The organism is Leisingera thetidis, assembly GCF_025857195.1.
Taxonomy (GTDB): Bacteria; Pseudomonadota; Alphaproteobacteria; order Rhodobacterales; family Rhodobacteraceae; genus Leisingera; species Leisingera thetidis.
Window position 1 is genome coordinate 2839632 of record NZ_CP109787.1, and the last position, 19084, is coordinate 2858715.

The window sequence follows — 19084 nt, forward strand, 5'->3', positions numbered from 1 at the left end:
ACAACAGGGGCTGAAGGAGGCCTCGTCAATCGCGCTTATTCCGGCACCACATAGGCAGCCGGCCCGAGGTTGGAGTTCAAAAACCAGTCGCGGTGCTTCAGGTCGCCGTCGGCAATGTAGAGCTTGCGGATCAGGTACCGCTTTTCTTCACCCCCGGAGCCCACAACCATCATTGGACCATCCGGCGTTTCGGCAATGGAGATGGCCGGGTCCTGGGCGGCGATGCTCTTAATGATTTCCATGATGTGGAAAGGATCGGTCACCCGCTCGATCTTGAAGTAGCAGACACCTTCAAAGCCGCCGATTACTACGGCCGCAGTGGCGCCGATGACAATCGTCGCTGGCGCCATAGCAAGCCCTGCGGCCGTTGCGCCGGCACCGGCCGAACCCGCCACAATACCGGTCGTCCCGGCTGCGGAGGCGCCCGCGGCCGTCGATCCCAGCATCGTCAGGCCTGATGTGGAGTGGACCAGCGTGTAATAGCCAGCGGCCTGCAGCCCGGCTCCGGTGGCCGCGGCACCACCTCCCAAGGCGGCCGCGGCGGCACTCACCGTTTTCCCCGCAAGCTTCGAAGGCCGGTAGTCGCAGGCGTCTGCAAAGGCGGGAGAGGCGGCCAAAAAGAAGGCGGAGAGGTAAGCCAGGGTGCGCAGCAAGGACATCAATCGAGTTCCAGGAAAATAGGCAGCGCCTTCTTGTTGCACGCGATGGTGGTGGCGTGCCGAGGCCGCCGACCTGCGCACCCTGCCCCATCAGGGGGCTGTTCCCCGCGGCCCGGACCTATTTCGGGATCTGATCGACCTGATTGCGGATGTTGCCTGTGAGCATGTGATGCGCCTCTAGTTTTGTTGTGCGGACACTACCGGTCGAAGCTCTGAACCGGCAAGCTTCTCAGCCCGGAGAATTCGAGGGGTCTAACCCGCAGGAACCCCGCGCCCTCCTCTCCTGGTGCGGAACTGAATCCCTGTTCAATCGCACTGCGACCTGCCACGATAGGATGCAACCGGTCGTTTCAAAGGTGTTCCCCTTGCAGCTATCCAATGCGTTCTGGTGGGTTATGTCGCTCTTCTTCCGCAAGTCAGACACCCTTCTGTGCGCCAACCCTCTCATTACAAAGTACAAGATGGAGCCCCCTGAAGACCCCAAGACGCGGATCCACAATGGCTATCTTCAGATTGAATTGCTGCGGGGAGAAGGGGGCAGATCAATCTGGAGAGATGCGCCGGGACAGCTGGATGAAATTACGCAGTCTTATCTGCCGCCTGAAAAATAGCAGAACGCTCGATCCAGAACTTTAGTGAAGAAGCAAATCTCAACGCCGTCGCTTCGCGTCGCACCCAAGCGCAAATCGTTTGGCGGGTGTTTTGGCGGGTAGTTTGGCAAAAGCGCCAATTTCCCCAATGTTATCAATGGTGAATGGCGGAGACGATGGGATTCGAACCCACGAGACGGTTTCCCGCCTACTCCCTTAGCAGGGGAGCGCCTTCGACCACTCGGCCACGTCTCCGCTGACCCGTCTATCAGCGCAAGCATACGGGATGCAAGGCGAAATTTCTCTTTTTCTCACAAAAGACACCGGCGGCCCCGACCCCTTGAAGTGGCGCTAAAAGGCCAGCAATTACGAGGGTTATGGGCAAGATTTGATCATAGCGCCAAGCGTGTGTTTCCTGATCGCTCACCCACCTTCAGATCAACTCATGGCGCGAACCGCGGCATTCAAGATTCTGAACGACCTCTCGCTCCGCTCCGCATGGCGATGTGTTTCCGCTGTTCCCACAGCGAACCAACCTCCTCCGGAGATCGGAGGTCTGGCCAGGAGCGCTAACTATCGAACGTCACAACCGGCCACTGGCAGACGACCACTCGGCCAGCGTCAGACTTGGGCCACCGCCATGAAGCCTGTCCGGGGAAACTCTCCGCTGACGTGGGGCGGGGCACGATCGATGCGGCTCAAGAAATCAACGCGGACCTCTGATGGAGTTACTGCTGGACGGAGTACCCCACCGTGCTCCGGGCACAACGCGGCTGAACTGCACGGCTGGGGCACCGGTATTGGCCCGGCAGATATTATCACTCCAGGTTTCGGCATCGTTCCCCCCTGCCCCGAGTGAACTGCGCCGCCATGAATTCAGGCTATCTCTCAGGTTTCTGCCCGCGACCGGTCGTTGAACCTGAAGACGCCTGAGCTCAACTGCCACGTCTTACCCGGTCCGAAATTCGGACCGGGCCTGGCGTTTCACATCCCCGGACAGGATCAGGCTTTCAGCGTTTCGGTCGAGGAAAAGAACATCGCCTGGCTCACCGCCGAACGCACCTGATCCTCGGTGTAGGGTTTTGAGATCAGGAATGCCGGCTCCGGCCCTTCACCGGTCAGCAGGCGTTCGGGATAGGCCGTAATGAATATTACCGGGCGCTCGCCGTGCTTGGCCAGTATGCTGTTGACGGCGTCGATGCCGCTTGAGTTATCCGCCAGCTGGATGTCCGACAGGATCAGTTCAGCCGCGGCCTTGGCGGCCAGATCAAGCGCACCGGTCTCAGTGCGGGCAATACCTGTGACGCTGTGGCCCATTCCCGTCACGATAGCTTCGAGATCCATCGCGATAACTGCCTCGTCTTCAATAATCATAATTTGGCCTGCTGTAGCGCGCGACATTTCCTCGTAAGCGATCGTAATCAGCTCGGAGGCTTCGCGTTTGCTCACCCCCATGATGGCGCCGGTATCGGCTGCACTGAACTCTTCAATTGTGTGCAGCAGCAGCGCTTCACGGGTGTTCGGCGTCAGCCGTCGCATGTGTTTCTGTGCCTTGGCCGCCAGGTTCGACTCGTCTTCATATTCGCCGGCCGGGGCGCCGGAAGAGGACCAGATCGCGTGGAAGACGCGGAACAGTGCGGCTTTGGGAGCAAGCTCGCGGTCATAGTGGCCCTCGCCGGCCAGGATGGCCTCGAGCGTAGCCAGTGCATACTTGTCACCGCTGCTCTGGCTGCCGGTCAGCGCCCGGGCATAACGGCGCAGATAGGGCAGGTTTGCACCAATCTGGCTGGCGATCAGTTCTCCCGATTGAGCGGTCATTTTGCGTAGTCCCTTTTTTTGCAATATACATGGAACTATACGCGCTGCCGTGCGTTTGGTTCCAGAAACTGCGCAAAAACCCGATGGATTGAATGACACAGCCACGACGCGCCCGGCCGCGCAATGAACAGGCCGACCGCGAAATAGACGAAAATCTCAAGCGGGCCTTCGATCAGATCGCGAGCGAGCCTGTGCCCGACAGGTTCACTGATCTGCTGAAGCAGCTCAAGGAAAAGGAAACGCGCGCGCCCCGCGCCCCGGACCAGCCGGAGGAGAACCGCTCCGATGACTGATGCCTTGCCCGATCCGAGAGACGAGCTGGTCAATCACTTGGGCGCCCTGCGCGCCTTTGCCATCAGCCTCGCCCGCAACAGTGCCACCGCCGACGACCTGGTGCAGGACACGCTGGTCAAGGCTTGGACCAATATCGATAAGTTCAATCCCGGCTCGAACATGCGGGCCTGGCTGTTCACCATTCTGCGCAACACCTATTACTCGCTGCGCCGCAAGCGCAGACGCGAGGTCGAAGACACTGATGGGGCGCTGTCCGGCGCCTTGGCGCAAAAGCCGGACCACGACGGCCGGCTCCACATGCGCGATTTCAACACCGCCTTTGCGCAGCTGAACGACGAACAGCGCGAAGCACTTGTCCTGGTCGGCGCAAGCGGTTTTTCCTACGAGGAAGCGGCAGAGATGTGCGGCGTGAAAACCGGCACCATCAAAAGCCGGGTGAACCGGGCCCGGACCCGTCTGGCCGAGCTGATGGAGTTGGGCGACGACAGCCGGATGGAGCTGACCGACAGCGTCACCGCTGGGATTGTCGCCCAGCAGAGCGCCGCATGATCGCATTTCCTCGGCTGCAGGCCGGCAGTCTGCTAATACGCGCTTGGAAGCGCTGATGACCATCGCGCTGCTGCCGCAGGGCCTGATCGCGCTGTAGCAGACCAACGCGGTGGTGGCTGAAGCCAAACCGGCTGTCGCACGCATCGCTGCTGGCCCATATCCGGTTTGTCACCCTGGACGCGCAAGGAGAGATCCTATCCGCCAGCGCGCCAAAGCTGCAAGCCGCACAAGCACTGCCGGTTTCGCTACCGCGCCGGGAACTGCTGCAGCGCGCCGGCGGCACATTCTTTGAGGACGCGCGTTCTTGCCAGGAACGTTTCTTTGCGGTGAGTGAAATCCTCCCAGGCCAGGTTGCTGTTGTTGGCAGCTGGCCGGTGGAAAATGCCATGCCGGTGAGTGCCAGCCCGACCTCGTGGATGGCTCTGGCTTTTCCGGTGCTGATGTGGATTGCCGGGAATTCCGTCGCGGTCCTCGGCCTGCAGCAAATGGTGATGCACCACCTCAGCAAAGCGGAACAGCGGCGCGAACGGGATCTTGAGGAAAAGACCATGCTGCTGCGTGAGGTGCGTCACTGCGTGAAGAACAACTTGCAGCTGGTGGCATCGATCATGAACATGCAGGGCCGGACCGCACAGACGCCCGAAGCCCGGCGGATGCTGTCGCAACTGCAGCGGCGGGTGCGCGGCCTGGCGACCGTCCACCGCGGCCTGAACACCAACCCCGGCGTCGCTACCGTGGACAGCCGCGAGCTGATCCAGGAACTGATCGCGGAAATCGGGACTATGAACGCCGGCACCGGACAGGATGTGGTGATCGAAACGGATCTTGTCCAAATGCCGCTCAGCCAGGATCAGGGGGTCACCCTGTCGATGCTGGTCTCCGAGGCGATGACCAACGCGGTCAAATACATCGGCCGGCCCGAAGGCGGGCGGCCGGAAATCCGGGTCAGCCTGCGCGAAACAGCTGAAAACTGGCTGGAGCTTGAATTGTCGAACACCAAGGGTCAGTCGCTGCTGCACCCTGAAGAGGAAGTTGCCGGAACCGGCATCGGTGCCCGGCTGATGGCGGTCCTTGCCACCCAGGTTGGACGCGCAGCCAGGCAAGCCGGCATCGCCCCGCCAACTGCTATCTGCAGCGGGTGGAGTGCTCATCCGACCTGCTCCGGTTTTTGCTGCCCCGGCGGGAACCATCTTCATCTTGGCGCGTTGGCTTCCGGTGAGCGGCGAGCAGAGAGTAGAATGACAAGTCTAGTATATCCCCACTATGTGCCCCGTGTTGCGGACCATATCGACCGCAACTTGAAAAAGGCCTTTGACGACCTGGCAACAGACCCGCTGCCGGAACGGTTTACCGATCTGCTTGGTCAGCTGCGCGAAGCTGAACGTCATAAGAAGGACATCCAATGACCGCTGATCCGCGCGACGAGTTGACCGAGCACCTCGGTGCGCTGCGCGCCTTCGCGCTCAGTCTCACCCGGAATTCCGCAACCGCCGATGATCTGGTGCAGGACACGCTGATCAAGGCCTGGACCAACATCGGCAAGTTCCAACCCGGCTCCAACATGCGGGCTTGGCTGTTCACCATCCTGCGCAACACTTTCTATTCGCTGCGCCGCAAGCGCAAGCGCGAGATTGACGATGCCGACGGATCACTGGCCTTGGCGCTGGCCTCCAAGCCCGATCACGACGGCCGCCTGAACATGCGCGATTTCATGCAGGCCTTCGACCAGCTGCCGGACACCCAACGCGAGGCGCTGATTCTGGTGGGCGCTGGCGGGTTTTCCTATGAAGAAGCTGCAGAAACCTGCGGAGTTGCCATCGGCACGATCAAGAGCCGCGTCGGGCGTGCCCGTGCTGCGCTTGTGGACCTGCTGCACCTCGAGGATGATGAGGCACTGGAGCTGACCGACAGCGTGACTGCCGGCATTCTGTCCAGCAAGCCAGCGATCTGAGTGTTCGATCTGTTTCAAAGTATTGCGCAAACCCAAACAAGCCGCGCTATTCTTCATGTGCCTCCGCTCTTCCCAGCAGCCGGGCCGGGTGGCAATAATAGCTCAGGCGCATCCGCCCGGGCATCTGAACGGGCAGAACGGAACTGCGCGTCAGCCCGCGAGGCCGGATATGGCAACCAAATGCGAAAACTGCCCGTTGCGCGGGCAATCCCTCTTCCTGGAGTTCTCGCAGGAAGAAGCTGACTTCATGCAGCGATTCAAGACTGGCGAAATGCAGGCGGAACCCGGAACCCACCTTCTGACCCAGGGTGAAAAATCACCACAGCTGTTCACCGCCCTGTCCGGCATGGGGCTGAAGTACAAGATGCTCAGCGATGGCAGCCGCCAGGTGGTCGGCTTTGTGATGCCCGGAGATTTCCTGGGCCTCCAGGCCGGGGTGATGGGGGAAATGGGCCACTCGGTTGAAGCGGTAACGGATATGACGCTGTGCGTGTTCAACCGGGCCGGCATCTGGGATCTGTTTACCTCCCATCCCGAACGCGCCTTTGCTGTTGCCCATCTGGCCGCGGTGGAAGAGCATTTCCTGGGCGATGCGCTGGCCGCTGTCGGGCAGCGCCCGGCTTATGAGAAGATTGCCTGGGCAATCGCCCGCTTCTACCGCCGTGCCGAAGGTACTGGTCTGGGTCGTAAGAACGCGGCCCCCCTTCCCTTTACCCAGCAGGATTTTGCAGACGCTTTGGGCCTTTCTCTTGTCCACACCAACAAGCAGCTCGCCAAATTGCGCAAGAACGGCGTTCTGAGCTGGCAGCAAGGTTCGCTGACTATCCATGATCTGGAAAAGCTGGAAGAGCTTGCAGGTGAGGAAAGCCACGTCCGTGAGCGCCCGCTGGTCTGATCCGTCACATTGCCTGGCTGGCGGCCCGCACCGCCTTTGCGCCGGCGGGGGTCATTTTCTTTGGCACTCAGCGCGTTGAGCCTTGCAAGGACATGCCGCATTTTGCTGCATCCGGCAGCTTTTCACGGAAGCTTTCCGGCCGCGGGCACGTTGGCTGGATGAAACACCCCGCAAGTACAGTATCATGAAACCTCCTATTGTTCTTGCCGCCGTCGCTGGCATCGAAACCGGCATTGAACAAGTGGCCGTCCCCGCCATCGGCATTCAGAGCCCAGAAGAAGATGCCCGCGACGGCGGCTGATCAAGCCGACCGGATTCGCAAAGCGCAGCGCCGGCCGCTGCGCTTTTTCATACGCAGCATCCGCTGCGCTTCAGTCTTGGCAAAGGAAGTCCGGAACCATTCGCCCGTTCAGCCGTTGACTAGCCAGATGGCGCTCATCGCAGGGCGCGAACCATGGAGGAAAAGAGCCATGCTTGGTTGGGCAATCACGTTTCTTATTGTTGCACTCGTCGCCGCAGTTCTTGGGTTCAGCGGCATCGCAGGCGCGTCCGCAGGGATCGCACAGATCCTCTTTGTGATTTTCCTCGCGCTTTTCGTTTTCTCGATCATTGCCCGCCTTTTCAAAGGCTGACCTGATCCGCCTCCCGCGCCCAGCAGAATGGCATCGAACACAAGGAAAAAGCACATGACCAACACAGCCGAAGCACAGCAGAAAACCAAAGGCAGCACCGGGTCCGGCAACCTTACCGGGCGGGTTAAGGAGCAGGCGGCACAGACGGTTCAGCAGGCGCAAGAGCAAATTGACGCCGGGCTGCAGTACAGTTCTGGTGAAATGCAGCGCCTTGCCCAAGAGGGGCGGGAATTTGTTCAGAAAAATCCGAGCCTCGCCATTGCCGGGGCCCTCGGTGCCGGGGTCCTGCTCGGCCTCGCAATGCGCAGCCGTTTCTGACCTTTCTGGCCTCGAACCTGTCTGGCCTCGAACTCAACCAGCCGAAGCCGCGCCTGTCAGCGCGGCTTCGGCATTTCGGCGAACCGCCTGCAGCGGCCTGCGCTGGTGCCGAAAAACGTAATTCTCCCTGAACCGGGAACTTTCTTCCTGCACCATGCGTTCCTTTCCCGGAACAACAGAGTGAAGGGAGCGAATTATGGAATATGGACTTATTGGGCTGCTGGTGCTGGCTGCTGACATCTACGCAATCATTCAGATCCTATCCTCGGGCGCCTCCACCGCGGCCAAGATCCTGTGGACGCTGCTCATTCTCATTCTGCCAGTGCTGGGTTTCATCATCTGGCTGATCGCAGGTCCGAAGTCTTCTGCCGCAAACATCTGACAGGGCTGCAAGTGACATGACGCGGCCCGGCCTTCTGACGCCGGGCTGCTTTCTTTCAACCCAGGGAACAAAGAGCGCCAGCGCGCGTTTCCCATTTGAACCCTGATAGCAAAGAGGCCGATGATATGACCGTTTCGTCTGATCTGGAAACGCAGGCCCGTGCCCAAGCTGCCGATCTGGGCCGCAAGGCCAAAGCCGCGGTTGCGGACAAAGTCCGCGATACCGCTGATGCAGTGCAGTCGCAGGCCGCCCGCGAAGTGCAGGCAACAGCCGACGCTGCCGGGGCCGCGGCAGATACATTTGACCCCGGCACCATGCAAGCGCAGGCCGCGCAGGTGGTTGCAGGGTACCTTGAGGATGCCGCCCACCGGGTGCGCACCGTGGATGTCGAGCGAACCGTGCGGGATGTCAGTGCCTTTGCGCGCCGCAATCCGCTGCTGTTCCTCGGCGGCGCCGCGCTGGCCGGGTTTGCCGCCACTCGCTTCCTTAAGGCAAGCGAACCGGACAGCCGCAATGCCGGCCACACACAGATGACCCAGGAGGCCGGGCATGGCACGCCATAATCTGCGCCAGGCGCCGGAATTGTTCCTGGAAACTCTGCAGCATTTTGCGGCGTTGCTGCGCAGCGAGGCAGAGCTTGCCAAGAGCGAGCTGAAGGAGAACGCCGCCCGTGCCGGAACCGGGCTGGCCTGTTTCGCCTTCGCTGCGCTGGCGGCGCTGGCAGGCATGCATGTTCTCGCGGCGGCACTGGTCGCTTGGATAGCGTCCGCGGGCCTGTCCGCCGGGTGGGCCGCGCTGATCGTCGGAGGCGGGCTGATCGCCATTGCACTGGGTCTGGTGCTGGCCGGCAAATCGCGGCTCAGCAGCGAAGCGCTCATGCCAAACCGCACCATCCGCAACGTCAAACAGGATGCTGCCAGCATCAAGGAGGCCGCAAATGCCCGATCCTGAAGACATCGAACAGCGCGTGCATGCAAACCGCCGCCGCCTGGCGGAAACGCTGTCCGGCCTGTCGGAGACCGTTGCACCGCAGTCAGTCACCGAACAGCTCTCGGCTGCGGCAAACGGCTATGGCGGCGAACTCGGGCGCCAGGCCATCGCCGCAGCCAAGCGAAATCCCGCTGGCCTGGCGCTGGCCGGAGCCGGGTTGGCCCTTCTGTTCACCGGAACCGGCAGCAGCAGCCGTCCCCGCACTGCCGTGCCGCCGCCCGCTGCGGTTCCCCCCGAAGCCGCTTTCGCCGGTTTCGATGAGCGAGTCGCCGCGGCGGATGCCGCCATGAAACAGGAGATGACCGGTATGACTGAAGAAAACCTCCGCGCTGGCAAGATGCGCGAGACACTGAACGCAGGCCTGGACGCGCTGCCTGACGCCGCCCGCAAGCGGGTGCTGAAGGCGCGCACCGCTGCCCTGCACGCGCAGGAGAAGGTCGAAACCCATGCCGCCAGGGCCGCGGCCCGCTCGCGGACCTTTTTTGATCAGAACCCGCTGGCCGCCGGTGCCATAGCCCTCGGCCTGGGCGCATTGATCGGGGCCCTGCTGCCCTCTACCCGCCAGGAAGACGAACTGCTTGGCGCACACCGCGATGCGCTGGCCGCCAAAGCCGAGGCAGCCCTGCGCGAGGAATTGGACAAATTGCACCGCACCGCCAGCGCCAGTCTGGAACCGCAAACTCCCCGCCCGGCACCGCACACGGCCGCCGGCTGACGGCAATGCCAGGAATCCTGAAAACCACGCTCAGCGGCCGGGGGGTGCGGGTGATGCTGATGATTCTCACGATCATCAGCATCACTGCTGCGCTGCAGCTGGCACAGCAGATCCTTGCGCCGATGAGCTTTGCGCTGGTGCTGGGCATCGTCGTCTCGCCACTTGCAGACAAGCTGGCGCATTTTGGCGTGCCGCGGCTGGTGATTGCGCTGTCCCTGCTGCTGATCTGCACCCTGTTTGTAGCCACGGTCATGCTGCTGATCGAGCCGGTGGTGAACGTGCTGATCGAGGAGCTGCCGCGCATCAAGGCCGTCATGTCCTCACTGATCGGCAAGGCTTCCTCCCTGCTGCGCGGGATAGAGACGATCAGCGAGGAAATCGAGAACACCGTCGGTGCTGAAGCAGTCGAGCCGCAGACGGCGATACCATCGGTGGGGGATGCCCTGTGGCTGGCGCCCAGCTTTGTTTCCCAAGTGTTCATCTTTATGGGCACGCTGTTTTTCTACACGCTGACCAGAGATGATCTCTACCGCCTCACCGGCCCGCTCTATGACCGGCTCAAGCATGCCGACAAGGCCGTGGCCCGCTACTTCGCCGCCATCACCGTGGTGAATACCGGCCTAGGCGCCGTGACGGCAGTGGTTCTGATGGCTGCGGGGGTGGAATATGCCATTCTCTGGGGGCTTGCGGCGGCTCTGCTGAACTATGTTTTGTACCTTGGCCCGCTGTTGATAATGGTCGGACTGGCGATTGCCGGAGCACTGCAGTTTCACGGCCTGTATGCGGTTCTGCCTCCGATACTGTTCCTGATCATCAACCTGGCTGAGGCAAATATCGTTACTCCGATGATGGTCGGCAACCGCCTGGCAGTGAACCCGCTGCTGATCTTCCTGGCAATCGTGTTCGGTCTGTGGCTGTGGGGGCCGATCGGTGCCTTCGTGGCGCTGCCGCTGCTGCTGTGGCTGGGTGTCATGCTGGACACGCGCGACAACCGGCCGGCACAGCAGTTGGACGATCCCCTGCACAAGGTCATCTGACAGGCTGCCGCCCGGAGCGCTGGCAAAGGGCGGCAATGCCCCTTATTCGCCCCGCTGCTGGGCATCCAGCAGGTTTTCGCCGCCATCCAGCCCTTCGCGCTCCCGCTCTGCTGCGCCTTCGGAGGGCAGCTCGGCACGTGCCGGATCAGCGGCCTTGGGCAGATCCGCGCTGCTGGCCTCCGCTGCAGCCTGCCGGGGCCCGGCGTCCTCTGGCGGTGCGGCAGCAGACTGGCCCTGCGCCCCGTCCAACCGAACCCGGTAGATCGGCTCGGGCAGGCCGAAACCCGCGCCTTCCAGCGCCATTTTGGCGGCCCGGATCGCCTCGCCGCGCGCCTTGGCAAAATCCACCTGGGTCTGGTCCACCCAACCGGTGAAAGTCAGGATCACGTTGGAATCCCCGACCTCGCTGATCCAGGCGCCGACCTCAGGATCCTCCAGCACAAACGGCTGCGCCTCAAGCGCCGCCACGGCGGTGGACAGCGCCGCTGCCAGATCGGCATCGGCATCCACCCCCAGATCGAATCCGAAGCGGCGCCGGGGATCGCGGGTGAAATTCACGATACGCCCTTTGAACACGGTGGCATTGGGTATGCGGATGTGGTTGCCCTCCGGCGAGATCAGGATGGTCGCGCGCGAGGTCAGCCGCGCCACCGTTCCCTGATCGCCCTGGATATCCACATAATCATTTGGCCGGAACGGCTGGCGCAGGCTGAGCAGGATGGAGGCAATGAAATTCTCCACCGTGTCACGCACCGCAAAGCCCAGCGCGAGGCCAACCACACCTGCCGCCCCAAGCACCGCACCGATCAAGGCTGTTGCGTTCATGATATCCAGCGCCAGAACCAATCCGGTCAGAATGAACAGGATACGCGCCACCGCCCGGTAGACATCCGCGATGAAAGGGTTAGGCGCCAGCCGGGTCCAGATGCCGATCCGTGTCGTGAGCAGCCAGCCTCCTGCCGCCACCAGGAAGAAGGCCGTCACCGCAACCAGGAAAATGGGTCCGTTCGCGAGCAGGTTTCGCGTGCGTGCGGCAATCCGGTCCACCGCAGGTGCCAGCCGCTCTTCGAGAGTGCCGCTGATTTCGGTTTCATTCTCAATTGCCACGACACCGGTGACACGGTTGACGATCTGCGTCAGCCGGTCCTGCGCTGCATTGTCGATCACCTGGCCGGTGACACGGACGACCCCCTCGGAAACCGACACCGTCACGGCACTGTATCCATCGATTTGAGCGAGCAGTTTCTCGATCCTGCTCAGAATCGCGCTATCGCGCACTGCCGCATCGCCGACTTCGATCAAGCCGTCGGTCTGAACCGGATCCGCCGCGGACTGTGCCTGGCTGCCGCCCGCGTCCAGGCAGAGTGCAGCCGACACAACGACGCAAAGCAAAAGCGCCTTCAGTCCCGGCCCTGGCGCTGGGATGCTTCCCGGGTGCGGCCCGGTATGATTCACTCTACGGTACAATTCCGCATCCTCACATTCAAATCCAAGGCCGTTGCACGCGACTGCCCCCGCAGGCGGACTGGCCCTCATCCTAAATTCATAAAGCAGTCCCCCCGCCTTGAACACGCCTGGCGGCACCCGTGCCGTGCAGCCCGGGACACGTTGCATATCCGCCATATAACGTTCCAAAACCCGCGCAGATCCGGGGAGCAAAGCCCCTCGCGTGCCTCTCTGGAGCGAAGTGTCCTGTGACAAATGGCATTGGCCGCAGCTGCGTCCGGAATTCCTGCAGATGACCTCCCTCTTCCGAGCGGATTATTCCACGGCACTGCACTGCAACCCTTGTTAATCAATGCATTGACTGGCACTCGTCATTGCCGCACTCGGGTCCGGCACCTCGCGGCAGAGTCCGGGCAAAAAACGCTCTGACAGCATTTTTTGAAACGTTATATGTCATAGTTTAATGCGAGCCGCCCGGTGCGGTGCCATGGCTCCTCCACAAGTTAATGGAGGCCCTATGGGTACTGGAACTCGCGGCGCGGAAGCGCCGGTACTGATCCTCACCAAGAATGCGTTTGAGGCGGTTGATATAAGCGATTATCTGATGCGCCGCGGTCTGGATGCCGTTTTGAGCGAAACCAAAATCGAGCAATGTGCCGCTTTCCTGAATGACGGCCTGCCGCCGCCGCGGCTGGTGTTCTTTGCCTTCCCGCTCAGCGATCCGGCGGCACGCGATTGGCTGTTCACCGCGCTGTCCAAGAACTGGCGCATCATCCTGGTAAACGGGGATACCGCCGAACCGGAACTGCAGTCCCTGCCCATGCTCACCCGCCCGTTCAAGACATCCCATCTGGATGCTGTGATGCAGATGGTCGGCGAATAGAGCTGCCGGGCGCCATGAATGAAGGTCATCCCCGGCTCTGAAGGGAGGCGCACTTGCGCTCCGGAAACCGGCTTCTTGCTGCTGTCCTCTTCCCTCAAAGCAGCTGCCTGTGCCGGGGGATTCCCGTATTGACCGCAAAATCCTCCTGTGCGGCGGAGGCGCAAAAGCTGGAACCACTTCCCCTGCCCGCGCGTTGGGCTTGTGAGCCCGCAGCGCAGGAGGATGCCAGTTGCCATGCAGGACACACGCGGCCCGGCACCCGGGATCATCAGTCTCATGCGCCGGATCTGGGCGCGGCAAAACGATGCCAACGCAGGCCTTCTGGCGGCGGGCATCGCCTTTTACGCACTTCTGTCCCTGTTCCCCGCCATCACCGCCGGGGCGGCTCTGGCCGGCATGGCGCTGTCCCCCAGCGTGCTCGCAGAGAACTCCCAAACCCTGACAAAAGTACTGCCGGAAGAAGTCGGCTCCATCCTTCTCGGGGAGCTGAGCGAGGTTCTGGCGGCGGACAGCACAACCCTAGGCATCGCCGCCTTCGCCACCCTTGGCTTGGCGCTCTACTCCGCGTCCAAGGCGACCGGCCAGGCCATGACCGGGTTGAACGCGGTGCTCGGCCTGGAAGAAAGCCGCGGCTTCGCAGTTGTGACCGCGCTGAAGCTGGGGCTGACCCTGTTTGCAATCATCCTGCTGATTGTGGCTGTCACGGTGACGGGCGCTCTGCCGGCCATTGCCCGCTGGAGCGGCAGCAGCCTGTTTGAACAGGTGACCGAACTGGCCCGCTGGCCGGTGCTGCTGGTGACCGGCGCTTTCGGGATCTCGGTTTTGTACCGCTACGGCCCCGACCGCCCGGCGGTCGGCCGCCCTTGGATCACCAAAGGCGCCATTGCTGCCTGCGCCCTGTGGTTTTCTGCCAGCGTAGGTTTCACGATCTACGCTGAATCCTTCGGTTCTTACAATCAGGTCTTCGGCGCGCTTGGCGGCGTCATCATCTTGCTCACCTGGCTGTGGCTCTCGGCCTTTTCTATGCTGCTGGGCGCCGCTGCCGACGCGGAATTAGCAAAAAGCCGTGCCTGACGGCTCCTTTTTCTTGCGCTCTCACCGCCACTTTGGATGAACGGAAAATATTACAGCTGAACGGCACAAATCCAAAGACGGACGCAAGGAAACCGAGGAATTCCCCGGCAAAAAGGGCGGCGTTGCCCACCAGGGCCGCACCGGCGGCCGCCTCGCCCGCGGTATCGGCACCGAGGACGAGCTGACGCGCGCCCAGGAGAAACCGGCCGGAGCAACCCGGGTGACGAAATCCAGGGACCAGGAGGGCAGCAGCGATGACGGCTCAGGGCATTCTGTACGGGGTCTGGGTGGTCATCGCCGACGGCGAGAAGGCTTTGTACTTGGTCAATCAGGGCGATGAATACAAAATCAACCTGGCCGTGCGGCGCAAGAAAGAACTGGAGAACCCCAAGCCGCCCCGGCCGCTTCCATGACGGCCCAGGGGCGCAATGCTCCGCGGTCGACGACACCGGCTGGCACCAACTGGACAAGATCCGCTTTGCCAAATCGCTGGCGGAAGATCTGTTTATAGCAGCCCGCGCGGGCAAGTCCGGCACGCTGCTGATCGCGGCCAGCCGCCCGGTGCTCGGCGCGCGGCGCGATGAAATGCACCCCGAAGTGGCGGACAAGCTGATACTGGACATGCCCATGGTACTGACCAGCCACCCGCTGGACGAGATAGAGCCAGCAAGTCTGCGCGAGCCGGAAAACGCCGACGGATCATGGAACCACCGGGCTGCTGCGGCGTTTCCCTATTGAGGGCGCCGCGCCGCGGCACACCCTGGTTTCCATCCCTATTTCACAGGAGAACACGACATGGACAACGACCGTTTCACCGGCAAATGGACCGAGCTCAAGGGCCGCCTGCGCGAGGCCTATGGCGACCTGACCGACGACGAACTGGAGCAGGCCAAAGGCGAGCGCGAGCAGCTGGAAGGGCTGCTGCAGCAGAAACTGGGCAAGACCAAGGATGAAGTCCGCCAGACCGTCGACCGCTTGCTGGATAACATCTGACATGTGCCCCAGACCGGGCGGCCAAGCAGCTGCCACAGACCAGCTGTGGAAATGAGCCCCCCAACTGAACCGATCCACCGTTAGGATTGGGAGACGGAGGAATAATTGTCGCCTCAAGCAACCGAAGCCCGATAAGATGGACTGGAAGTTCCGGCAGGTTGAAGTTCTGATCAGGCTAGGCCGAACGCTCTTCTGCACTCTAAAAGCCGGCCCGCCGTGCTGACCAAGGCGGGTCTGGCGACGCATAACACTGCTCAATGGCGCTCATGGACCATACTGACTTCTTCGGCCTAGCCTCCTATCACCTCATGCTTGCGGCCATGGGCGTTGTGATCATTCTTGCTCATTGGTCGCCGCGGTTGTTCTCAGCGCGCGAGCCTGCCGCCGCACCGCTTCTCATCCTGCTGGGCATGGCGGCTTACTGGCTGGTTCCGGGCCTGCCTGACATTCCTGACCCGCGCGTTCATCCGAAGCCATGGGAAGTCGTCAGCGAGGTGACCGTGATTGTTGCGCTGTTTGCAGCCGGCCTCCGCCTCGACAGCCTGAAGCCATGGAAAAAATGGGCTCCGACAGCCCGGCTTCTCCTTTTCGGGATGCCGCTCACAATTCTGGCGGTTGCCCTGCTGGGCTGGGGACTAGGCGGCATGACAGCTGCCGGTGCGATACTCTTGGGGGCTGTGCTGGCCCCGACAGATCCGGTGCTTGCGGGCGACGTGCAGGTTGGTCCGCCAATGGAAGGCAAAGAGCACCCCGTACGCTTCACTCTGACAACTGAAGCGGCGCTCAATGACGGGCTCGCCTTCCCTTTCGTCTACCTTGGCCTCACTGTTGCCATGCAGGGGGTGAGCCCTCAGGCGTGGCTGGCTGACTGGCTGGCAATTGATGTCGCGTACCGCATCTCGGCAGGTGTTGTGATGGGTGTCTGCGGCGGCTGGGCGCTGGGGCAAGTGCTGTTTCGGTTTCCCCGTTCCGCAGTTCTGGCTGACACGGGTTCGGGCGTTGTGGCGGCCGCTGGGGTGCTGCTTTGCTACGGATCCACCGAACTCGTTGAAGGCTACGGGTTCATCGCCGTTGCGGTTATGGGCCTGACACTGCGCCGGATCGAAAATGAACACCGCTTTCACCGCAGGCTGCATGATTTCTGCGAAACGATCGAACACGCTTTGACAGCGCTGCTGTTAGTTGCCCTTGGCTATATCCTGCCGGTTGTTCTCGAAGACCTGACCTGGACACATGTCCTGTTGGCGCTTCTGCTCATCATTGTGATCCGGCCTCTGGCAGGCTGGTTAGCGCTGGCTGGTTCGCAGCTCAACAAGCGCGACCGTCTGGTGGTATCCGTATTCGGGGTCCGGGGGATCGGCTCAATCTACTACCTCTGCTATGCCGGGGCACACTTGGAATTTGTGAATGAACTGGATTTATGGGCCCTTATTGGCCTGACCATCCTGCTCTCTACCATGCTGCACGGCTTCACCGTCGGCCGCGCAATGGATGAGATTGCATAGTAAGCAAGCCGGCTATTTCAGGCCCCGCAGACTTAACCCATGAGCGCAGAAGAAGCGGCGGCAAGTCTGAGCGGTGCAGCGATCAGTGCAAGCCCTATCTCAGTCCGGCAACACTGCAGTTGTTCCGCTTCCTGCACTGCTCCGGCACCAGCTGCGCCAGAATCATCCGGGTGGAAACCGGCCGGGCAAGCACCGGCCATCTAAGCCGCGGTGAATGCCCGTCCAGCTCGTCCTCGGCCGCATTGCCCAAAAGGACAAGCCGCCCGCCGCGGCCCTGAACGGCCTGATCGATCTTGAGCCTGGAAACTTGTTCGGATCCTGCCTCAACAAAGGCGACAGCAATCCGCCTGTATGGCTTGATCGACGTCAGCGCGTTTGAATGCCCCTTCTGAACGCTGATTTCGGCTGTCGGATCGAAGTCCGTGATGGCATCACAGATATCGCAAGTGATCAGATAGTTCCTGGACACGATCAGATAGACATCTGCTCTGTCTTGATTGGGCATTTTCATTGCTTCTGCCCCCCTACACTCAAGCATTTTGGAACCTTTCTGGTTCCGGCGCATTAAACTGTGACATAGCTGCAAAGGGAGAAAGGCCATGCCGCCGACCGCCTGCCAGAACTGCCCGCTGCGCAAGCGGCCCGTTTTTGCACCGATGTCGCGTGAGGAAGTCATCTTCACCCAAGGGTTTAAATCCGGGGAGCTTACGGTGGATGCAGGCACGACAATCCTGCTGGAAGGATCCAACAGCCCGCAGCTCTATACAGTTCTAAACGGCATGGGCACACGCTACACGACATTGGAAAATGGCCGCCGCCAAGTGATAAACTTCCTTTTTCCGGGCGATTTTGCCGGGCTGCAGGCCAGCCTGATGGGTGAGATGAAGCATTCAGTGGAGGCAACCACCCCGATGACGCTGTGCGTGTTCCGCCGCGCTGCGCTGTATGAGCTTTTCCAGAAACAGCCAGAGCGCGCATACCACATGACGTGGATCGCCGCTGTCGAAGAGCACTTCCTGGGCGAAACCATTGCGTCTCTCGGGCAGCGGGATGCCTCGCAGCGCATTGCCTGGGCCCTGGTGCGGATTTACGAGCGGCTCAAATCTGTTGGCATGGAAGTGAAGGATACAGTGCCACTCCCCTACCGCCAGCAGGACCTCGCAGATGCGCTGGGCCTGTCGCTGGTGCATACCAACAAGATGCTGAAGACGCTGCGGGACAGCAAACTTACGAAATGGCAGAATGGAAGTCTGACGATCAGGAACCTTTCCGCGCTTGCAGACGTCGCGATGATCGAGCTGACCGCGCCCGAACGGCGGCCGTTGATCTGATGCGGCATTGCTCCGGTGTATAACTCCCAGTCCGGTCAATACCCCAAGTCCAACTGCTGAGACCACCAAAAGCCCTGAGTTCTTTTGCACGAAATGCCTCCCCCCGCGTTCAGGCTGCCCAGAGCTTGGGGAATCCTCCCATTTTCACGGGGGCTTGGTCGTAGAATTCACGCGGCCATCTTCAGCTTCTGGGCCGGGGTCATCCCGCCGTTGCCCCTATTGGGGCGCTCATTGTTTTAGGACCACAGCCATGCGGTGGAAATCTGCTGCACAGCGTCGATATTTTCGAAAATGCAGAGGGCGAGCCACTCATGCCGGACCGTCCGGTTAGCGATGAAGGACAGCGCGACGACAGACCCGACGCCCGGAACGGTCATGAGGCGGCAGGCAAGGCCGCTCTGGCGCGCGATGATCCTGAGCTCTTCATCCATCGCTTCCGCGGCCGCGCACAGGGAACTGTGGATCGGGACGAACATATCCGCCATCACGCCGAGAGCCGGGTCGGCCTGACCTGCCTCGGCGAGCTGGTCGCGAAAGCCCTGCCGCAGGTTTGCCCGGCCTGCTGGCCCCCGACAGATTCCGAAAACCTTCAGCACACCGCGAACATGCGCTTCCAGCTCCTTGCGCATCCTGACCAGGCGTTCCCGTGCGCCAATAAGAACGCGTACCCGCTCCGATGCTTCGCTTCTGATGTGAGCGCGGCTGAACCAGCCGGTGCGGGCCAGATGCGCCAGCCCTTCAGCATCACCGGTATCGGACTTGTTGACGGTCTTTCGGTCCTCCTAGCTGGCAAAACTCACGGAATGGCACAGCAGACGGATAATATTTCGAGACCGCGCCGTCGCTGCGGATGTTGACCCGGATCGCATCCATGAGCACCACCGGATAGCAGGGCTCAAGCGAGCGGTTCTGCTTGGCCGTCACCTCCTGCATCATGGTGTCGGTGATGCGCGTGCGACCCAGCGGTCAGAAATGTGAACTTCAGTTCGGTATGTTCTGAACCGCAAGGTTCTACACAGTGA

Annotated in this window: 22 protein-coding genes, 1 tRNA gene and 3 pseudogenes; 19 read left to right on the forward strand and 7 right to left on the reverse strand. The window is 61.5% G+C overall.

The genetic code is table 11. The features are described 5' to 3' along the window. Positions 1 to 35: 35 nt before the first annotated feature. The 3 genes from OKQ63_RS13575 to OKQ63_RS13585 all read right to left on the reverse strand — a co-directional run bounded on the left by OKQ63_RS13575 (position 36) and on the right by OKQ63_RS13585 (position 3067). On the reverse strand, positions 36 to 659 hold the full coding sequence (locus tag OKQ63_RS13575; protein WP_264210607.1) for a hypothetical protein: 624 nt from the start codon (positions 657 to 659) through the stop codon (positions 36 to 38). Positions 660 to 1414: 755 nt separating this feature from the next. Next, positions 1415 to 1504 (reverse strand) — tRNA-Ser (locus OKQ63_RS13580). Positions 1505 to 2251: 747 nt separating this feature from the next. Continuing rightward, positions 2252 to 3067 carry a response regulator gene (locus OKQ63_RS13585; RefSeq protein ID WP_264210608.1) on the reverse strand — a complete coding sequence of 272 codons (816 nt, stop codon included), beginning with the start codon at positions 3065 to 3067 and terminating at the stop codon, positions 2252 to 2254. A gap of 92 nt (positions 3068 to 3159) precedes the next feature. On the opposite strand from OKQ63_RS13585, the gene OKQ63_RS13590 reads away from it, so the two are divergent. The 13 genes and pseudogenes from OKQ63_RS13590 (at position 3160) to OKQ63_RS13650 (ending at position 10830) form a co-directional block, all read left to right on the forward strand. Beyond that, complete coding sequence (locus tag OKQ63_RS13590) at positions 3160 to 3360, forward strand: NepR family anti-sigma factor (protein ID WP_264210609.1); 201 nt, start codon at positions 3160 to 3162, stop codon at positions 3358 to 3360. Further along, positions 3353 to 3910, forward strand: a complete 558-nt coding sequence (locus OKQ63_RS13595; protein ID WP_264210610.1) for an RNA polymerase sigma factor — start codon at positions 3353 to 3355, stop codon at positions 3908 to 3910. The genes OKQ63_RS13590 and OKQ63_RS13595 overlap by 8 nt, the downstream gene beginning before the upstream one ends. A 614-nt stretch (positions 3911 to 4524) precedes the next feature. After that, positions 4525 to 4626 (forward strand): annotated as a pseudogene (locus OKQ63_RS13600) (histidine kinase dimerization/phosphoacceptor domain -containing protein); the annotation flags it as partial. A gap of 93 nt (positions 4627 to 4719) precedes the next feature. Further along, entirely contained in the window at positions 4720 to 5316 is a 597-nt protein-coding gene (locus OKQ63_RS13605) for a NepR family anti-sigma factor (RefSeq protein WP_264213925.1), read from the forward strand. Beyond that, a complete protein-coding gene (locus tag OKQ63_RS13610) occupies positions 5313 to 5861 on the forward strand; it encodes an RNA polymerase sigma factor (RefSeq protein ID WP_264210611.1) in 549 nt (182 codons plus the stop codon). Before OKQ63_RS13605 ends, OKQ63_RS13610 begins: the two co-directional genes overlap by 4 nt. Before the next feature lie 169 nt (positions 5862 to 6030). Next, the gene (locus OKQ63_RS13615) at positions 6031 to 6756 is read left to right on the forward strand and encodes a Crp/Fnr family transcriptional regulator (RefSeq protein WP_264210612.1); all 726 of its coding nucleotides are present in this window, start codon (positions 6031 to 6033) and stop codon (positions 6754 to 6756) included. Positions 6757 to 7226: 470 nt separating this feature from the next. Beyond that, positions 7227 to 7388 (forward strand): DUF1328 domain-containing protein, encoded by a 162-nt coding sequence (locus OKQ63_RS13620; protein ID WP_264213926.1) that lies wholly within the window; start codon positions 7227 to 7229, stop codon positions 7386 to 7388. A 54-nt stretch (positions 7389 to 7442) separates the two neighbouring features. Then, entirely contained in the window at positions 7443 to 7706 is a 264-nt protein-coding gene (locus tag OKQ63_RS13625) for a hypothetical protein (protein ID WP_264210613.1), read from the forward strand. A 196-nt stretch (positions 7707 to 7902) separates the two neighbouring features. After that, complete coding sequence (locus OKQ63_RS13630; RefSeq protein ID WP_264210614.1) at positions 7903 to 8088, forward strand: PLDc N-terminal domain-containing protein; 186 nt, start codon at positions 7903 to 7905, stop codon at positions 8086 to 8088. Positions 8089 to 8213: 125 nt separating this feature from the next. Next, a complete protein-coding gene (locus OKQ63_RS13635) occupies positions 8214 to 8651 on the forward strand; it encodes a hypothetical protein (RefSeq protein WP_264210615.1) in 438 nt (145 codons plus the stop codon). After that, positions 8638 to 9039 carry a phage holin family protein gene (locus OKQ63_RS13640; RefSeq protein WP_264210616.1) on the forward strand — a complete coding sequence of 134 codons (402 nt, stop codon included), beginning with the start codon at positions 8638 to 8640 and terminating at the stop codon, positions 9037 to 9039. The genes OKQ63_RS13635 and OKQ63_RS13640 overlap by 14 nt, the downstream gene beginning before the upstream one ends. Next, positions 9026 to 9793, forward strand: coding sequence for a hypothetical protein (locus tag OKQ63_RS13645; protein WP_264210617.1), 768 nt, complete (start codon positions 9026 to 9028; stop codon positions 9791 to 9793). Before OKQ63_RS13640 ends, OKQ63_RS13645 begins: the two co-directional genes overlap by 14 nt. A 5-nt stretch (positions 9794 to 9798) precedes the next feature. Next, entirely contained in the window at positions 9799 to 10830 is a 1032-nt protein-coding gene (locus tag OKQ63_RS13650; protein ID WP_264210618.1) for an AI-2E family transporter, read from the forward strand. Positions 10831 to 10872: 42 nt separating this feature from the next. On the opposite strand, the gene OKQ63_RS13655 is transcribed toward OKQ63_RS13650, so the two are convergent. Further along, complete coding sequence (locus OKQ63_RS13655; protein ID WP_264210619.1) at positions 10873 to 12222, reverse strand: mechanosensitive ion channel domain-containing protein; 1350 nt, start codon at positions 12220 to 12222, stop codon at positions 10873 to 10875. 571 nt (positions 12223 to 12793) lie between these two features. On the opposite strand from OKQ63_RS13655, the gene OKQ63_RS13660 reads away from it, so the two are divergent. The 5 genes and pseudogenes from OKQ63_RS13660 (at position 12794) to OKQ63_RS13680 (ending at position 16731) form a co-directional block, all read left to right on the forward strand. Then, positions 12794 to 13159, forward strand: coding sequence for a hypothetical protein (locus OKQ63_RS13660; RefSeq protein ID WP_264210620.1), 366 nt, complete (start codon positions 12794 to 12796; stop codon positions 13157 to 13159). Positions 13160 to 13393: 234 nt separating this feature from the next. Beyond that, positions 13394 to 14233: a YihY/virulence factor BrkB family protein gene (locus tag OKQ63_RS13665; RefSeq protein WP_264210621.1), complete on the forward strand. Its 840-nt coding sequence runs from the start codon at positions 13394 to 13396 to the stop codon at positions 14231 to 14233. Positions 14234 to 14487: 254 nt separating this feature from the next. Beyond that, a pseudogene (locus OKQ63_RS13670) lies at positions 14488 to 14971 on the forward strand (host attachment family protein). Between the two features lie 57 nt (positions 14972 to 15028). Beyond that, entirely contained in the window at positions 15029 to 15226 is a 198-nt protein-coding gene (locus tag OKQ63_RS13675) for a CsbD family protein (protein ID WP_264210622.1), read from the forward strand. Positions 15227 to 15483: 257 nt separating this feature from the next. Further along, the gene (locus tag OKQ63_RS13680; RefSeq protein ID WP_264210623.1) at positions 15484 to 16731 is read left to right on the forward strand and encodes a cation:proton antiporter; all 1248 of its coding nucleotides are present in this window, start codon (positions 15484 to 15486) and stop codon (positions 16729 to 16731) included. A 94-nt stretch (positions 16732 to 16825) separates the two neighbouring features. Here the strand turns inward: OKQ63_RS13680 and OKQ63_RS13685 are convergent, their stop codons facing one another. Then, positions 16826 to 17332, reverse strand: coding sequence for a hypothetical protein (locus OKQ63_RS13685; RefSeq protein WP_264210624.1), 507 nt, complete (start codon positions 17330 to 17332; stop codon positions 16826 to 16828). On the opposite strand from OKQ63_RS13685, the gene OKQ63_RS13690 reads away from it, so the two are divergent. Further along, a complete protein-coding gene (locus OKQ63_RS13690; protein WP_264210625.1) occupies positions 17331 to 18062 on the forward strand; it encodes a Crp/Fnr family transcriptional regulator in 732 nt (243 codons plus the stop codon). The genes OKQ63_RS13685 and OKQ63_RS13690 overlap by 2 nt on opposite strands. Positions 18063 to 18229: 167 nt before the next feature. Here the strand turns inward: OKQ63_RS13690 and OKQ63_RS26240 are convergent. Together OKQ63_RS26240 and OKQ63_RS26245 are read right to left on the reverse strand one after the other, a co-directional pair. Then, positions 18230 to 18826: pseudogene (locus tag OKQ63_RS26240) on the reverse strand (hypothetical protein); the annotation flags it as partial. After that, positions 18807 to 18998 (reverse strand): transposase, encoded by a 192-nt coding sequence (locus tag OKQ63_RS26245; RefSeq protein ID WP_434086013.1) that lies wholly within the window; start codon positions 18996 to 18998, stop codon positions 18807 to 18809. The gene OKQ63_RS26245 and the pseudogene OKQ63_RS26240, both read right to left, overlap by 20 nt. Between the last annotated feature and the right edge of the window lie 86 nt (positions 18999 to 19084).

Coding starts and splice junctions, on each gene's coding strand:
- OKQ63_RS13575 (WP_264210607.1), bottom strand. CDS start 659: ATGTCCTTGCTGCGCACCCTGGCTTACCTCTCCGCCTTCTTTTTGGCC.
- OKQ63_RS13585 (WP_264210608.1), bottom strand. CDS start 3,067: ATGACCGCTCAATCGGGAGAACTGATCGCCAGCCAGATTGGTGCAAAC.
- OKQ63_RS13590 (WP_264210609.1), top strand. CDS start 3,160: ATGACACAGCCACGACGCGCCCGGCCGCGCAATGAACAGGCCGACCGC.
- OKQ63_RS13595 (WP_264210610.1), top strand. CDS start 3,353: ATGACTGATGCCTTGCCCGATCCGAGAGACGAGCTGGTCAATCACTTG.
- OKQ63_RS13610 (WP_264210611.1), top strand. CDS start 5,313: ATGACCGCTGATCCGCGCGACGAGTTGACCGAGCACCTCGGTGCGCTG.
- OKQ63_RS13615 (WP_264210612.1), top strand. CDS start 6,031: ATGGCAACCAAATGCGAAAACTGCCCGTTGCGCGGGCAATCCCTCTTC.
- OKQ63_RS13620 (WP_264213926.1), top strand. CDS start 7,227: ATGCTTGGTTGGGCAATCACGTTTCTTATTGTTGCACTCGTCGCCGCA.
- OKQ63_RS13625 (WP_264210613.1), top strand. CDS start 7,443: ATGACCAACACAGCCGAAGCACAGCAGAAAACCAAAGGCAGCACCGGG.
- OKQ63_RS13630 (WP_264210614.1), top strand. CDS start 7,903: ATGGAATATGGACTTATTGGGCTGCTGGTGCTGGCTGCTGACATCTAC.
- OKQ63_RS13635 (WP_264210615.1), top strand. CDS start 8,214: ATGACCGTTTCGTCTGATCTGGAAACGCAGGCCCGTGCCCAAGCTGCC.
- OKQ63_RS13640 (WP_264210616.1), top strand. CDS start 8,638: ATGGCACGCCATAATCTGCGCCAGGCGCCGGAATTGTTCCTGGAAACT.
- OKQ63_RS13645 (WP_264210617.1), top strand. CDS start 9,026: ATGCCCGATCCTGAAGACATCGAACAGCGCGTGCATGCAAACCGCCGC.
- OKQ63_RS13650 (WP_264210618.1), top strand. CDS start 9,799: ATGCCAGGAATCCTGAAAACCACGCTCAGCGGCCGGGGGGTGCGGGTG.
- OKQ63_RS13660 (WP_264210620.1), top strand. CDS start 12,794: ATGGGTACTGGAACTCGCGGCGCGGAAGCGCCGGTACTGATCCTCACC.
- OKQ63_RS13665 (WP_264210621.1), top strand. CDS start 13,394: ATGCAGGACACACGCGGCCCGGCACCCGGGATCATCAGTCTCATGCGC.
- OKQ63_RS13675 (WP_264210622.1), top strand. CDS start 15,029: ATGGACAACGACCGTTTCACCGGCAAATGGACCGAGCTCAAGGGCCGC.
- OKQ63_RS13680 (WP_264210623.1), top strand. CDS start 15,484: ATGGCGCTCATGGACCATACTGACTTCTTCGGCCTAGCCTCCTATCAC.
- OKQ63_RS13690 (WP_264210625.1), top strand. CDS start 17,331: ATGCCGCCGACCGCCTGCCAGAACTGCCCGCTGCGCAAGCGGCCCGTT.
- OKQ63_RS13685 (WP_264210624.1), bottom strand. CDS start 17,332: ATGGCCTTTCTCCCTTTGCAGCTATGTCACAGTTTAATGCGCCGGAAC.
- OKQ63_RS26245 (WP_434086013.1), bottom strand. CDS start 18,998: ATGATGCAGGAGGTGACGGCCAAGCAGAACCGCTCGCTTGAGCCCTGC.